The organism is Paraburkholderia steynii, assembly GCF_900100565.1.
In the GTDB taxonomy this organism is placed as follows: Bacteria; Pseudomonadota; Gammaproteobacteria; order Burkholderiales; family Burkholderiaceae; genus Paraburkholderia; species Paraburkholderia terrae.
Map to the genome: position 1 here is coordinate 1 of NZ_FNDI01000008.1, position 15,347 is coordinate 15,347.

Genomic DNA, 15,347 nt, shown 5'->3' on the forward strand with positions numbered 1-15,347 from the left:
GGACGTCGCGTCGAAGCGATTCGACCTGCTGTTCCAGTTTCGTACGCTCACTGTCCGGTGCTGGCTTCTTCTGGCGTTTCATGGATGCTGGGGCTTCACGACCGAGTAGCTGGTTCTTCCAATTGTAAAGCGTCGGCCTGCTCACGCCTGCTTTCTGGGCAAGCAGGCCCACGCTTTCCTTTCTGGTGCACAGTTCAATGACTGCAGCCTGCTTCACCGCTGGCGATTTCGGAATGCTGCCAGTTGCTCTGCCGACAATGCGTTTTCCGATTTCAGGATGCAGCTCTTCGATCCAGGCGGCGAGGGTTCCCCGACTCGGATATCCCAACGCCCTCAAGGTCGCAGCAGCACAACGGCCATGGCCCAGATAATGATCGACGGCCACCTCCTTCTGTACAGTCGAATACCTCGGCCGAGAACGAACATAGCCAGTACGCAAATCATGACTCTGTTCGTATTCGCGATGCCAGGATTTGAGAGAGTTCTTTGTCGGGTACCCCAGTTGTCGAATGGTCGCTCTGATGCGCTTGCCCAACTTTAAGTACAGCCGAACCGCTCGAAGACGGTCTTCGTACGAGTACATGGACTACCTCCAGGTAGTCCAAGTTTTCGTCCGCACCCCCGGATCAGCCGTGGTTTGAGGCATCAAAGCATCTTGATTGGTACGAGATGCTTAAGCGAACGGCGTACGCGCTAGTACGGAGTTGGAAGGTGGGTCACTATTCGCGACTGAACAGCTACACTCTTTCGCGCCTGCCGCAGATTCGTGCCTCGAGTAACTTCAGCGAAGAACGGCAGGCGCATTATATCTTCGACTAAGTCTGACGCAAGCTACTTTGCAGATGGGTGCTTCATATTTGCTTAAGTCAGATTAATACCAGATTAATTGCTATCACAGCAATTAATCTATAAAACGTTGCAGCCAACCAAGGTCAAAAAAACATTCTGAAGAATGGATTGGATGGCTGTGCCTCACCGCGAACTGGTCCTTAGATCCGCTTTCTCACATTCCTTCATGGTTTTGTTATATTCGATCTCGGCATGCGTCTCGCTTGTACGTGTTCCAGATGCGTAAGTCTTGATCAGCTTCCACAACAGTTGTCCCATCGGTAAGCGATAGATATCGCTGTGCGCTCCGCCGCCCGAACCAGGGCTGTTGAACATGGTCACTGTGTCGCTGGCATCGATATACAAGATTTTTCGGTTTTCCGAGGAGGATTTGAGGTTACATGCCTCCGACGCGTCACTATCCTCGCAAACCTGGAAAAGATGTGGAGGTATCCAGGTAGCGGGGGTCGAAGGCGAACTAACCTCCGGTACAGCCACGCTCTTTCGTTTTGAGTCGGTACGCCGGCAGTCGAAGATAGTCTTTAAATCGTTAGAGTCGGATTTGCAGATGCTCTCCCATGTGCGATACGACCCGGAGGGCTTATACCAGAGTGGGAATGCGGTCGCGCTGTCGCCCCGAGAAGCGGTTAGCGCGACCTGCGTGTTCATCAACTTTCCAAAATCCCGGTAGGGTGCACCCTCGTGGCTTCGCTGAGGGATAAACCTGTTGATGCTGACCGCACCCTGTAATCCAACGAGCAGATTAACTTCGGACACAGGGCGATCGGTGACGGGCGGAGTCGGAAGAAGTAGTGGGCTACTGAACAGGGCACGCATAGCGGCCCGGGCACCGAAGCTATGTCCAATCAGAATCACATTGGGTCGTACATTAGCTTGGGATAGCACGACGGGAATCGTGCGATTGACGATGACATTAAGCCATGAAAGCCCTAGCTCGTCTGCATCGTCTGCCTTATTTGCGTAGCTGAAAAGATTCGTGAACGAGTTACTCCAGTACGAAGGCCATGTTACGCCGAGAACGAGGGGCCTGAATGGTGCTACCTTCTTAGTCACCGGGTCGACATCCTCGTTACGCGCCTCGATAATGTTGCCGATGATATCGTTGAAATTGCGAATAGCTTCGTCCTGCGAAGTATTCCAACCCATGACTAGCACCAGTAGATGAGTATATCCATCCTGGTGGATGTGTGAGGATAGCCCGCATTCAAGCTTTTTCATTGCATCCAGGCCCCCACCATAAAGATCGTGCACGGGACGAGGCGCCTGATACTGCGCCTGTGTGAGATCGATCTGTTTGCGTGTCGCGGGGTTGCCTTCAACCTCTTTGACAATTTCTTTTTTGGTGTTTGGGTCAAGCTTTGATCTGGTCAGCGTATTGTCCGGGCCAAGGGCCAGCCGTGGGCAGTGATGCCAGACCATACCATGGAAGTCCACGCTAACCTGCGAGGGTTTGGCGCCAGGAGGTGACATATCGGACTCAAACGCGTTATAGATGAAGCATTGATCGATAAAGCGACCATTGTCGTTGTTAGTCGGGCCCTGGTATTTAATGATGTGCGAAACGAAGAGTGATTTCCGGTCACGTTTCTGGAAGCCTTCGATGAGCTCTTTCGTGTCCCGATCATGACCGTTGTTAGTTTCCGTACCCAGATACGCCGCGCGGGAATCAACTATCCGTTCGGACGGTGGTTGATCGATGATTGCTTTAGGGCTTTTCTCGAACGCGATGATGTAGCCGGGATAATGAAGCGCCTCGCCCTTTGGAAAATATAGGGTGGTATGGAACTGGCGCTCAGTTTCGTTTGATATATCCAGGGCATCTTCCTGGCGTTCAAGCGCAGTTGGAACACGACCGCAGGATGCGAGTAAAAGGAGAACGCCAATTGCGAAGCATTTACGGGCATACATACGACCCTCCTGAGAACTCAGACTGATGACTAGAACCGGGCGGTTCAAGGTCGCGCTAAATTCAGATGGTAAGGACATAACTATCCTGTCGAGCTCAGCGGGCCGAGATAGGATGCGTCCGGTGCCTCGGGGGCATGGATTCATATCATGACGGTCAGCTTCCAGGCGCACTGGTGGCCTTTATGCGAAGGCCGTGCAACCCGTTTGGCTCGCGTTTGAGCCGGTCTCGTCGCGTTTGCGGGCGGGAGGTCGGTACGCAGCAACGGCAACGCGTGTACAGGAAGAGATGCAGTCGGCAGGTGAGCTGCGGTGCCGCCCCTGACATGCCCCGTCAGAAAACAAAGCGGGAGCGAAGAAAAAAGCCGTGCAATAACGATGATAGTCATAGGGCCCTCTCTATGACGATGACGCTGCAATCCCTGGGCAAAAGCTGTAGCAGCGATCAGCGGGACCGTCGCCACTTGTCCAGGCGTTCTCTCTCTCTCTCTTGGTTTTTGTTTGCGTCAGTGACGTGAGTTAAATCTCTACGGAGCGCAAACTACGAGTTTGGTTTTTCGAGACGCTAGCGCTGAGGCTAAGCTTGGACGGTGCGGTACCGTACACTACGGTATGGAAAAGGAAAATCCGATTAGTGAGGTATTTTCTCAGAACGGAAAATGCCAATCTTCAGGCCTTAATTGCTTCCCTTCTACAGCATAATCAGCGAAAGAGGTAGTAAGTACTGAGCGAATTATAGAACTATCTCGGTGCATCCATCGATACAGATGTCCTCCAGGAAGTGATGCGGGCATGTTGGGACTGACTCAGAGTGACGAGTCTCGTGTTCGGCAACGAGTAACGGCAGGGAGCCGTTTGTAGATTCTAATGGCGTCGCAGCAAACGGCAACAATGCCATTTCGATAATGGGTGCCCGTGAAGAGGGTGAGAGTTATTTGAACCATTTCTTCTTCACCTGCTCGACTACGATTGTGGCATGCGCGTCGGCACTAGATTTGGTTTGAACCAGCTCAGAGGGCGTCTGGCTTGCTGTCATGCACGCGTTACGGTAGGTTGGCGATGCGATTGCACACGCGAGCGCCATCTGGTTACTTAACTGAACATCCCCTGTCCGCTGATAAAACGCGATTACTTCTGGCCATAGCTTCGGTGCTTTCCCGAAATACTGAAATTGCTGGTCGATGAATTGACGTGCTCTGACCTTGTCCGTTACCGAAACACGGTTCGCAATCTCAAGCTGGACTCGCCATGAGCGTTCGGTGGACTTCAGGTTTCGCATGAGTATGTCTGTGACTGATCCCTGCTTCAAAGTCCGTGTTTCCTCACTGGCCGTAGCAAGTGTCTCGACCATTGTCGCATCATGAACTGTGAGTCCTGAAGCGGCCTGGCTGGCTAGTCTCAGGCCAGCTTGTTTTTCTGGGCTCGCCAGAAGGTCCATAGCCTTCCATACCATTGAGTAGTGTGAGAGGATTTCCGCTGTTTGTTTTTGCTTTCGCGCTGCGTCCCACTCGTGCGTATGAGCGGGCAGCCGATTGCGTTTAATCGCATCAGCAAACTGTTGGCTTAGGTAATCTTCGCGCAAGCTGCCGTCGGGATGGGTCTCCCGGATCTGAGTGATCGTTGTTCGGATGGTGACATTGACGGAACGCCGGACATCGAACGAGCCTTGATCGAGCTTCACTTGTCCGTCAATGAGGGCCGTATTCATCTGCGACAGGACGTTGCTGAGGCTACGAAGCATCGACGATGGCCCATCCTGCGATCCTGCTGTCGCGGCAGCAGGCGAAGACGCTCCCTGCTGGGTGGTTGCGGCAATTCGCGCCAGTGTCTGCTTCTTGACGAGCTCACGCGCGGTCCGCTCTTGTTCGCGCTCTATGGCTTCACGTTCCTCACGCGCCTTTCTGTCGTAGCTGTCGATGCGTTCGAGAAAAGCCTTGAACCCGTAGATATATGAGTATCCACTCCGCAAGCTGATAGTTTCACCAAACATGTCAGCCTGCTCCTCCAGGCTGCGTTCCCACGCCGGCATGAGTACGGTGGTACCGACAAGTTGCACCATCTGGATCTTGTCTACACCGTTCCAGCCAGTATCCGCCGCTTTACGGTTGGCGTAGCTCCATCCCAATGATGCGAGTAATAGCGATGTATCACCGAGATTACCGACCGTATGGGCTGAATGATGTCCAAGGAAGACATGACCCCATTCATGACTCAGTACACTGTATATCTCGTCTTCCGATTCAGCGGATTGTAGCCAGCCGAGAGAGATGTAGATATTGCCTGCTCCGCTTGAACTCGCGGTCAGGGCAGATTCGGCAGTGATGTGAACGCTGCCGGGCCAATCAGAGGTATCCGATGCGGCTTTGATCTTCCGCAGAAGACCGTTAAGGTAGGTTTCCATCTCTGGCATCGAGACAAGACCCCAGCCATCAGCACGATGCTCGTTAAGGTCCAAGTCACTCTTTATCCAGACACGGTCGGGCGGCGCAGGCAGTTCTCCTGCGACAGTAATGGTAGCTCGGCCTGAGCCGATCGCGGCAACATCTACGACACCCGCTGGCAGCGACAGGTTCTGACATCCGGCGCACAGTAGGGTGAGAGCAGCTGTGGCGGCTTTACGCTTTATTTGCATCGGTTGCTGCCTGCGCCAAAGTCGGCGGCAACGGGATCGTTTGGGCCTACAGTACGCGTGCACTTGGCCACGACGGCCAGGTCGGCATGGACGTCGAGAGAGTCCACCCAATAGACCCTGCCCCTCAGTCGAATTTTGTAGAAACCTTTTTGGTCGTCTTCAATTTTCCATGGAAGTGTGGACGCCGGAGCCGAACCCGCCTGCGTGCTTCCGTCTGGGCTCGAGTACAACGTGACTGGATCCGCTTTGGCGCTCACTACCGCTTTCGCCGACGTTGCAGCAGTTGCGTCGAGCCCGTCAAGGAGCAGCAGGCTCGCGAACGCAAGCGAGCAAAGCCAGTGTTTGAATGGGTGGCCGTCAGTTGTGTGCATGAGTTGAGTTTCCGTGTTCTGGGTAAAGCCACGTAATGAGTTTTTCGTTCCACTCGAACCATTCCGCTGCGAGCGAAAAGGTCGCAACAGAGATCACGCTGAAATAACCGATGTTCAGCATGTGTTCGCCGATCAAGAGCAAGCCCGCGACGGCGATCACTGAAAAGAACGCTTTCAGGCTGAACGCGGCCAGTGCCCGTAACGTCACGTGTCGTCTTCGAGACGTGGTCTGCTTCGAGGCGGGCAGCGCTTTAATCCGAAGATCCCGTTGAATCTCCTGATGCAATTCGGACGTGACGAAGAGGCCTGTATCAACAAGATATATTTTGGACGGTGGTGCGTGGGGCGGCGACGGAGGAGCGATTTTTTCTATTAGCCAGGCGTCGATGCTTTTGCGTATGTAGCGAAACGCAATGACGCAAATCAGGCTGACAAGACCTAGTCCGAGCAGTTTGTAATGGTCGACGTCGACTGTCGGGGTGAGTCCCGGTGCACGCTTATAGTTAGAGCCATACGTCAGGAGGTTGTCCAACGCCATGGCGTGAAGGTAGACGCCAGGGATTCTGTCGTGAAGCGGAGATGTGACGAAGTCGTTGGTGTACGTCCGCGAGGTTCCAATCATGACGATCCGGTCGCGGAGGCTGGCGGATATCTGACGGTCGTCATCAGGTGTTGCATTCGCAAGGTCATATGCGTAAACGGTGTCATGAAAGACACACAAAGGCTTTTGCGCGTCACGGTGAAACAGACGTTGTAGGCCCGGTGGCAACATCTCCAGTGCGCCATGCGGCGAGCGACAGTAAGCGGATGCATCTACATCAGGTTGTGCACCCGGTGGGGCTGACATCGACGAAACCCATCGAAGACCGTGCCCGGAGGGTTTGAAACCCCATGAAATCGCCATCGGTACAGTCGGGGTAATCAACGACTTGCCGGAAACGTCGTCGTAGATGGCCAAAGCGGCGCTCCTGGCGACCGTGCCGTGCGTTGAAGAGGCAAGCTCATAAGTCCATGTGAGATGGTCAACCTCGTCTGGCTGGTAGTTCACGCTGACGCTTGTAAAGCAGTGACCGGAAACCTTTTGCAGCTCTGGTCGTAAAGTCAGGCTGCCAGTCGGCGTACGAGACGCCGCAAGATAGACCCGTGCGCCTGCAGCGCCCACCTTACAGATGGTGTCGACCAGACGCTGGATGGACGGGTCGTTGCGCTCACTGGTGAGAATGACATCCAGGAAGATTGCTTTTGGGTGGTAATACGAGATTCCACGTAGCAGACGCGCGTAGAAGCTGTAGGTAGGCGGCCACGTTTGATCGGCCTGGATAAGGGAGTTATCGTCGATGACAACCGTGCTGATGTACTTTCGCGATCCCTCATCGTAAAGCCAGGCGTCGAGCGGGGCGTAAAGTTTTGCGGACTCACGCGCAGCGAAATCCTCGCCCATGACAGCTGGGATTGCGATGGCAGCGAACACGCCAATCAGTACAGACGTGACGGCCGGTAGCAGCACGCCTGCTTTCTTCCCCGATACGGCGATTCGCAGGGGCATGTTTTGCCAAGGGCTCTTGTTCTCTCGCTTTTTCACGTCTTCTGTTTCCAGTTCTCTCTGCCGTTTTATCGACGGTGAGAGCGAAAACTTAAGCCATTCTCTGCTATCTGGATGACGTCAACAGGTCAGATGGCCTCGGGAACTGTGGTCGAGGGTGTCGGGCAAATCATGTTACTGCGTAACACGCAGGTTTTAAGGGTTTTACATCAATTTTTCGGCAAAAAAAGAGGTTTTTTATAGCGTTATCAGGTATTTCAGGCGCCCGAGATCCAAGTATTGAAGCCACCACCTATTATCAATTCGGTAAATTGCTGCTACCGTCGCAAAAAGAGCAAAGAATTCCTGAGAGAGCGACTACACACGGATCCCGCGTCGATATGCGGCAGAGTGTGGTCGGTGGCTGTTTCTTATTCCGAGGCGATCGATGAACTTTGATCTGCGCAACGCCATCAATGCGATTTCTGACGTAGTTCAGAATCGACCTCCTCCGTTACGAGAATTCGACCAGATTTACATGAAGGTCGCGGACATGGTTGTCCAGGCCGAGTATGTCGCTCGAGTCTTCGATGGAAAGGATGTCGTTTTCGTGGGGGATGGCGATGGAATCGCATTGTCCGCCGCCCATCTCAAGGCACAGGACGTCATCTCCTACGGACCGAAATCGATCACGCTGCTCGATTTCGACGAGCGAATCGTGCAGTCCTTCCGGCGGTTCGGAGAGAAGCTGCGTGACCGCGTTCAGATTTCAGCGCACCTGTATAACGTCGCCGACCCGTTACCGGACGAGCCTACGATATTCGCGACTGTCAGGCACAAGATTTTCGCGCAGGCGCCTTGGAGTTTCCGCTGCGTCCGATCGATGCTAAAGATGCGAGAGAGTCTCTTTCAGTTCTTACCGATTAGCGTTATAGTTGGTAACTTCTTCCATTTCCGAGAATTGAACCGCCAGGAAGAGTCGATTGCCAGGTTGGCAGTCGGGCGCATGAGAGACCACTAGAAAATGAATATCGATTTCCACTACGGCGTGATCTACGTCGTGGCACGGCTTGCGGGTATGACATCCGTTGACGCCGAGATCGTCGCACACGCCTGTCAGTACGTTGACGATGCGACTACCGATGGCGTGCTGGTGTTCCAGACAGGTGAAACCTTTGAACGTTTCGCTAGCGCGCATTCAATGCATGATTACCAGAACGCAAAGAATGGTCTGAACCGGCTGGTTTGGGCGCCATTTCACTTTCTGCCTGCAGGTGAGGGACAGACGCTCGAAGAGCGTGCTGTGTGCCGGCCTGATAGCGAGATAGCGCGTGAAACTGTCCGTTATGCGATTCGTAACGCTGGGTCGGAAAACGCGCTACATCGACTTGGTGTGACGCTCCATACCTACATCGACACGTGGGCTCATCAAGGATTCTCCGGGATCGCGAGTGACCTCAATCGGGTGCGAGACATCGAGTCGGTTGACATGAATCCGGCACGCTGGGTTGAGCGGATCAGACAGTTCGCTGGACATTTGTTCACCGAGGCTGAAACAGACATCATCTCCAACGTCTTTCCGTTAGGGCACGGCGCGGCGCTCCATTATCCGGATCTGCCGTGGGCCGAATGGTCGTATCTCGATTCGCACGGCGTACGCGTCTATCGCAACAACTTGCCGGAGTTTCTTACGGCCGCTGATATGGCGTGTCGAGCAGTGAAAGGGTACCTCGCGGGGGACGAGCACTTTGAACAAATCAACGGGCTCCCCGATGAGGTCAAACGGGCGCTCGAGCTTCTGTTGTTAACAAATCGCAATAACGATCCGGATGCGCGGCTCTCGAGCTTACTAGACTCAGTCGTGAGTGGCAGCATTCCTGGCCTGCAGGAACGAATTCCGACGTATATCCCCAAAGGCGAAGGTTCGTGGAAGCACATCGGCACAGGCCTACTGACCGACGGTGATGGCGACGAAAAGCCGGTCTATACGGCGTTGTTCGAGACTAGCGATTACCGCCATTTCCACGATGCGGTGAAGGAACATCGGTTCGCTGTGACGCAGGAGATACTTCCCCAAGCGGGTCTACGTATAGCTTGAAAAAACCAGAGTCGGTTTTTGAGGCTTCTCATCGAAGCACACGTCTTTGGTTCCCGGTCCGTACGAGCCAGACGAACTGCAGCACAAGCTGCTGCGTTCGCGCTGCCTTGTGCTTCAGATTTTTCATCAATAGCGCCACGTTCGCGCGTTATTAGCAAGAAGAAATAATGGGTGAATTTTTAAAGGCAGTACGCTCGGGGGCGATTGCTGGGCCTCGCCGAAGTAAGTTTAAGGCTGACAAATGGAAGAACGCGTTTGATGGTTTCGTTGATTCAGATGATGAAGATCAAGCGCTCTACGATGCGGGCCTCGTCATTCATGCAAAGCTTGAAAACATCCGGGCGCGCTTGAAGTTATCCACAACGCCAAAGCTGAAAGCGGTGGAAAAAACTCGAGCATTTGTCGCAGCGGCAAATCACGGTTTTCTGGTCACGCAAAGTAAGACGCGTGACGCATTCGAGAGAGTTGGTGAGCGATTTGCGGGCCGTGGGGCTGAAGGCTTCCGGCCTGATGAAGTGTTCGCCGAAATCAAACTCGAGTTGCCGGGCGGCTTCGACTGGTCGCCCAATGAGATTGTTGAAAGTCTCGTAGAAGGTATCGAGGTTCCAGTTCGTTTTGCCTTGTCGAAGAATCCCGACTTGAGTGGGAATCCACGTATGGCACACGTGACTTGGGAGGACATCCAGCTTGAGCTTAACCTTGGGATCATGTATCGACACACAGAAGATCTCTGGGATGAATGCTTATGGAACAGCTACGAAGTGATGTCAACGAAGCTCGGAAAGGTCTTTTTCCCTATCGAGGTCGACGTGAAGCGCGCGCAAGCGATCGGCATCGCGAGACGTACCTCATTGTGGGCGGGTTTCACGTTCATGATGCTTGCGCAGTATCGTCAGCTCATGGCGCGTGGGGCCACAGCTCGTATCCGGGACATTAGAGATGTCCGTAAAGATGGCAAACGACAATTGATCAGCGTTGCAAAACCAGGTGAAGGTGATCCTGCAATGCAGGAATCGTTGGCTGTACTGCATGGACTGGCTTCGGAACCGTACTACGAAAAGATAACCGAGGTCAAACTCCCAACGCTTGAGGGCGTGACGCTGTCGGACGTGCTCGATGCGTGGGCGGTTGTCTCCCGCATAGCTTCGATTCAGCTGGAAGCGCTGACCAAGGCAGAGAAGGAAGTTGATCAGGACGAGGACCAGGCTGCGCACAAATGGCTCCCCGCCTTCGTGCCGGTGCTACAAGTTGACGCGCTCGTCCAGGCACTGCTCTTGTCTGCGGATATTCCGCCAGTGAAAGGCCGACGAATCATCGAATTTTTCACATTCAAGGGTGAAGCTGGGCAGGAGCTTTGGGATTGCCCCCTCGTTCCCATCGGGCCGCGCACGGTTTCGCCAGTATTTCCCGCGATTATCACGCCGAATTTGCGACGTCTGGTAGATGTGTGGATGCGACGCGGCGGAATCGACCTTGAGGTCCGTGGTGCGCCCTTTGAAGCGCACATTCGACACGTTGCTCAACGCAGCATCGCTCAATCGGAAATTCTCGCAAACACTGCCGCCGTAATTCCTCACGGCTACAAACTCAAACCGTCGGCGGGCCGCGACGAAGAAATCGATCTTGTTGTAATCATTGGTTCGACGGTGATTCTCGGAGAGTCCAAATGCATCCTCGAACCGACAGAAGCGAAAGGCTTTGCGATGCATCGGCATACGGTGTTTCATGCTGCAGAACAGGCGCAACGGAAAGCGCAGGCTTTACGCGACAATCGTGCCCAATTCGTGAGCGACGTACAGCGACTTGGAATCCCGCTTGACGAAAAGTTTACCGTCGTACCCATCATTGTGGTTAGCACGTCGACGCACGTCGGTGTGCCGGCGAATGGCGTGCCAGTCGTTGACGAATACATCCTGGCCAAATTTCTCGTGGGCGAGCTGGAGGACGCTGCAGTAGATGGGGCCAGCCTGGAAGTGCTTCGCGCAGTCAAGCAGGTGTTCTATAACGACGTCGCAGACGCGGAATCCAAGGCTGCAGAGTATTTCTCATTACCGCCGCAGGTCCGGAAACTCGTGGAAGGCACAGCCGGTCGCATGATTCCTCTTCACGCGATCGATGAAAACGATTGGGAAGGTTTGATGCTCACGATCGAATGTGTGCCTCGAACCGAAAATGACAGACTGGCACCAGGACAGTAAGCTACTGTTCTACAGCCCGGATGAGACCACGGCGAGCGCCGCGTACTCATCCGGGGCAAATGTCACCTAATCGAAGTAGCTGCCGTCTCTTTCAGTTGCTGAAGTAGATCCTTAGGCTTGATTTCGGATACGTGCGAAATATATCGTGCATGTACCCTGTCTGCAGCGCGTTGCCCCTTCGCGGTCGACGCTGCATCCAACACAACCTTCAGATTTGACGAAAAGCTTTCCGACAAGCGCTCCGTCATCTTGCTCATTGCTTGCCCTACCTTGTCACAAGAATCGATAGCAAAGAGAAGATAGGTCAAAGTATCCGTCGTCAGCGAGAGCGGAGGTAGTTTGGCATGGTCAAGATAAATAGTCTTTACCATCGGCGCATCGGGCTCGATAGACTGCAACGACGCTCTCACGTAGCCAGCAACTTCCCGGGCAGCGGGACTAGGCTGAGTGATGATCACAATCTCAAAAGTCTTGAGCGACGTTGAGTGCAAAAATTCCGACTCGAACTGATAAGTCGAGAGGACATCCCGGGGTGCAACGAAGCCGGGGATAAGTCCAGTGACAGAACCAATCGTGCTGACTGCAACTCCAGATGCCGGATGTTTGTTCCAGAGCGTCTGGAGCATATCGACCTCATGGCGATCGCTGCGAGAAACCTGTGGCAGTAAGTGTTCGAAGGTTCGGGTCCGTTCAAGAAAATGCCCGGACGTTACATCTCCCCGCGCAGAAAAGGATAACCCCCGCTTGGTAAGTTCAAGAGGTGGCTTGGGAGAAGCTCTATCTTCGCTCGGCTTAACAGGATGGATCTGGTCAAGAAAATCCAAAACACTCGTCGACGTCGGCCAATGAGGAATCAATGAAGGCTTAGGGCCATGCACCACATAATGAGGAATCAAGCCTCCGCCCCTTGGCTTACCGTTAGGGTCAAACGGGGCCGTCATCCGCACTTTTGCAGACATCTCGTGTGAGAGAAGCAATGGGCTAGCGTTTGACCCGCCGGCGAACGACGAAGGAAGTACGACATCACCAACGACCGTCGTAGTACGTTCGGGACTTTCATGTGGAGTAGTCGCTCGTACTCGCCGTTCTAAAGCAACTAATCTCTGCTGACTCTCAGCAAGCTTAATCAGACTACTTTCCGCACCGGGAGAGATGAAAGCAGTTTCAAGCGTAGACTCGGCCTGTTCCAACAACGCAGTTGCGAGTGCGAGTCGATTACTATCGAGAAATGCGTTTGCCCGCCGAATGAGTTCGTTGGCGACGCCGATCGAGAGATTTGCGTCTTCATCGGTTGACCATGTTTCGCCACCCGGCAAGCTATGGGCTAGGGTCGTAGATGCCTGCTGCAGAACCGCTTCAATGGCATCTCTGCCGACTGATGTTAACGTGTAGACGTTAGAGGGGGCGCCTCGTCGGTTTTTTGCCTTTCCCTGGGCGAACCAATCCGAGGACGTACGTTTGAGCACTGTCCTTACGGTGGCCGTGTTTGCGCCGGCGGCCTTCGCTAGTTGCGGCACAGTGAACGCACGTTCACGAGCGGCCGCAGCAAGAATCCTGATTCGTTCCGACATATCGAGGCTCCACGATGGCCCTAGTATAGCGCCCGGAGGATTATTATTCAGGTGACAAATTAAGCGAATTCTTACAAAAATTGGGGTAGCAACTCCATAATGTTGCCTTCGCGCTGGAAATTCTTGAGTGCCTTTACCAACTGGTCGTCTGTTACGGCCGTTGCAAACCGCTGAGCGCCAACCAACCTCTTTGTAACTCCTTCGACGATCTTGCCGCGTTCTGCATCCGACATATCTGACGCGTTAAGCAGCACAGAAAATCGAATCGTCTGTTCGAGCCCCATTATTTCCCCCAGAACAGCACGACAAAAGCCGGCGAACGCGAGAGCGGCGCGCTTGCCGAAGGCATTGATCTCCGTGTCTGACGTACGATCGACCCGTCGAATGTCACACCGCCAGTTATGGGCTTTCAGGCTGCTGTCCAGGAAGCCCGACAGGTCAGCGGCGACGGCTAGTGGCATGTCCGCGCCTTTCTGGAGATGTGAGTGCAAGACCAGAAACGCAACGTAATCCATCCATCCTTCGTGAAAGCGATCAGAAAGATAGCTGGAGTCACCATTTAGCTTCACACCACACAGCGCATGGACAAAGCATTCATGAAAAAGCGCGTAGAGCAGCTGCTCGAAATCACCGAAGTCGAAAGCCGGAACGTGAAATGAGATGCAGACTTCCCGACAATCTCCGTTCGAATCAGCTTCAGCCGAGGATGCGCTGAATGCGATGTTCGACGCTTCGTTGTTCCGAGTAAGGTGGCCTGTACAAAAGCTGATCTGTTTCGGAACATACGCATCACCGATATGGCGACGATATGTCGCCAACGCAAGTGTGTGACCTAAATCGCATAAGCCACGGAAAGGCGAAAGACACGCTCCGCCGGTCGCAAGTCGCTCACTGTCCAGCAGGGTGTCGTGACCGGTGCAAGGGGCTGATGCGCTACAGTTAGCGCAGATGTCACGCGTAGTTCGCTGGGCAAGTTGCTCGTACAGGTCAGTTGCGCGTCCAGTCGCCCTTGCTTCGGGAAAGTCCTCCTGAACGCGTTTCCAGAAACGCTCCAGAGACGCGGTTAGCGTCGGCACGCCAGCCACTTCATGCGGCGTGATCATGTTGGCGTGGTTGTAGTACGTATCGATGAGCGTCCGTCCCTCATGGACGACGTCATGAACGTACTCTCCTTGCTCGAGGATTGCTTCGATAGCTATGAGACGTGCCGATAAAATCGGCACGTGGCGCCAACCGATCTGTCTCCCCATTATTGTGTCAAGCCTCGGGTGGTCAGTTACGGCTTCGGTTGATCGTTCGCGGTGTCCGCCTTACGAGCTTTCTTCTTTAGAACATTCGTACCGTACTTGTTTTGCAGATAAGGGAGAATTACCGTGGTCCAGAGGTCACGAGTCCCCACCCTGATGCCTTCACCGACGACGGACGCGGCTTTGCTGCCAAGAATAGCGACGGCTACTTCCACAACGGTATGGTCCAGGCCCGCTGCGGTTTTCGTAACCGCAATACCCCGCTCCGACTCAGACGGATCGGTGTTCAGATCGCACTGGTTGGCGATCGCGATACGGTTAAGTTCTGTGCCCGTGGTGTGTGCATCATCCCACGCACGATAGATTTCCGCAGCGATCACGCTGAAGGATACGTCCGAGCTGGTGTCGATGGCGTAATCGAACTGTTCTTTTTCTTGGGCCATGTTTGCAAAGGATAGAGTGAGACGTGAGCGAACCGTTTTGCTGGGCGGTTCTTCGACCCAGAATGTCGGTGGATATCTATCGGCAGATCTAGAATCAGCATCCGGAATGCATGATTGTAGCGGTGGACGTCAAATCTAGTAAGTGCTTGCGAATGAATGCGTTGCATGGTTGCGACGAGTCGACGGAGCGATACGTTCGACGGATTAGCGTTGCAGGCGAGGCGCAGGTAGCGCCAGCACTCATATTCGACTTTGCTAATGTTAAGCAGCGCAGGAACGTCATCCGCTTTGACGAGGCTTCGCTCAAATGCGGTCGCCGCCGCATGCTCATCGCTGAACAAGCGCTGCAGCCGCGCGGCTTCAGTTGACAGTGGCTGGGAAATCGCCGTCGTCTGTTTGTGGGGCGACAACATGATCGGTCGAGGTGGTCTCTGTCGCGGTTTAGAGTTAGCCAGTTGGTCCGGGAAATATTGAAGGGAGAACGCTTCGCGTGGATCCGCAACCGCCGATA

At 54.0% G+C, this 15,347-nt stretch carries 10 protein-coding genes; 3 read left to right on the forward strand and 7 right to left on the reverse strand.

Annotation, left to right across the window (positions count from 1 at the left end; all coding sequences use genetic code 11):
• From BLT65_RS15905 to BLT65_RS15925, 4 genes are all read right to left on the reverse strand, one after another.
• The coding region (locus BLT65_RS15905; protein ID WP_143036519.1) for a transposase at positions 1–583 on the reverse strand (583 nt) is incomplete at its 3' end.
• Positions 584–972: 389 nt separating this feature from the next.
• Positions 973–2,757, reverse strand: a complete 1,785-nt coding sequence (locus BLT65_RS15910; RefSeq protein ID WP_208545776.1) for an alpha/beta hydrolase — start codon at positions 2,755–2,757, stop codon at positions 973–975.
• Between the two features lie 928 nt (positions 2,758–3,685).
• A complete protein-coding gene (locus BLT65_RS15915; RefSeq protein ID WP_091779005.1) occupies positions 3,686–5,386 on the reverse strand; it encodes a M48 family metalloprotease in 1,701 nt (566 codons plus the stop codon).
• Between the two features lie 357 nt (positions 5,387–5,743).
• Positions 5,744–7,339, reverse strand: a complete 1,596-nt coding sequence (locus BLT65_RS15925) for a CHASE2 domain-containing protein (RefSeq protein WP_091779009.1) — start codon at positions 7,337–7,339, stop codon at positions 5,744–5,746.
• Positions 7,340–7,727: 388 nt separating this feature from the next.
• Here BLT65_RS15925 and BLT65_RS47630 point away from each other — a divergent pair, with 388 nt between their 5' ends.
• The 3 genes from BLT65_RS47630 (at position 7,728) to BLT65_RS15940 (ending at position 11,575) form a co-directional block, all read left to right on the forward strand.
• Positions 7,728–8,300, forward strand: a complete 573-nt coding sequence (locus BLT65_RS47630) for a bis-aminopropyl spermidine synthase family protein (RefSeq protein ID WP_208545777.1) — start codon at positions 7,728–7,730, stop codon at positions 8,298–8,300.
• A gap of 3 nt (positions 8,301–8,303) precedes the next feature.
• Positions 8,304–9,377, forward strand: a complete 1,074-nt coding sequence (locus tag BLT65_RS15935) for a DUF6765 family protein (protein ID WP_091779011.1) — start codon at positions 8,304–8,306, stop codon at positions 9,375–9,377.
• Positions 9,378–9,544: 167 nt separating this feature from the next.
• Positions 9,545–11,575 carry an NERD domain-containing protein gene (locus BLT65_RS15940; RefSeq protein ID WP_091779013.1) on the forward strand — a complete coding sequence of 677 codons (2,031 nt, stop codon included), beginning with the start codon at positions 9,545–9,547 and terminating at the stop codon, positions 11,573–11,575.
• Between the two features lie 62 nt (positions 11,576–11,637).
• On the opposite strand, the gene BLT65_RS46465 is transcribed toward BLT65_RS15940, so the two are convergent.
• The 3 genes from BLT65_RS46465 to BLT65_RS15955 all read right to left on the reverse strand — a co-directional run bounded on the left by BLT65_RS46465 (position 11,638) and on the right by BLT65_RS15955 (position 14,836).
• Positions 11,638–13,146 carry a COG3415 family protein gene (locus BLT65_RS46465; protein ID WP_143036520.1) on the reverse strand — a complete coding sequence of 503 codons (1,509 nt, stop codon included), beginning with the start codon at positions 13,144–13,146 and terminating at the stop codon, positions 11,638–11,640.
• A gap of 71 nt (positions 13,147–13,217) precedes the next feature.
• Positions 13,218–14,396, reverse strand: a complete 1,179-nt coding sequence (locus tag BLT65_RS15950) for a hypothetical protein (protein ID WP_091779017.1) — start codon at positions 14,394–14,396, stop codon at positions 13,218–13,220.
• 26 nt (positions 14,397–14,422) lie between these two features.
• Entirely contained in the window at positions 14,423–14,836 is a 414-nt protein-coding gene (locus BLT65_RS15955; protein WP_091779019.1) for a hypothetical protein, read from the reverse strand.
• Between the last annotated feature and the right edge of the window lie 511 nt (positions 14,837–15,347).

Bases quoted from the DNA above. Each gene is read 5' to 3' on its own strand.
- BLT65_RS15940 (WP_091779013.1), top strand. From the start codon at position 9,545: ATGGGTGAATTTTTAAAGGCAGTACGCTCGGGGGCGATTGCTGGGCCT.
- BLT65_RS15915 (WP_091779005.1), bottom strand. From the start codon at position 5,386: ATGCAAATAAAGCGTAAAGCCGCCACAGCTGCTCTCACCCTACTGTGC.
- BLT65_RS46465 (WP_143036520.1), bottom strand. From the start codon at position 13,146: ATGTCGGAACGAATCAGGATTCTTGCTGCGGCCGCTCGTGAACGTGCG.
- BLT65_RS15910 (WP_208545776.1), bottom strand. From the start codon at position 2,757: ATGTATGCCCGTAAATGCTTCGCAATTGGCGTTCTCCTTTTACTCGCA.
- BLT65_RS15955 (WP_091779019.1), bottom strand. From the start codon at position 14,836: ATGGCCCAAGAAAAAGAACAGTTCGATTACGCCATCGACACCAGCTCG.
- BLT65_RS15950 (WP_091779017.1), bottom strand. From the start codon at position 14,396: ATGGGGAGACAGATCGGTTGGCGCCACGTGCCGATTTTATCGGCACGT.
- BLT65_RS15935 (WP_091779011.1), top strand. From the start codon at position 8,304: ATGAATATCGATTTCCACTACGGCGTGATCTACGTCGTGGCACGGCTT.
- BLT65_RS47630 (WP_208545777.1), top strand. From the start codon at position 7,728: ATGAACTTTGATCTGCGCAACGCCATCAATGCGATTTCTGACGTAGTT.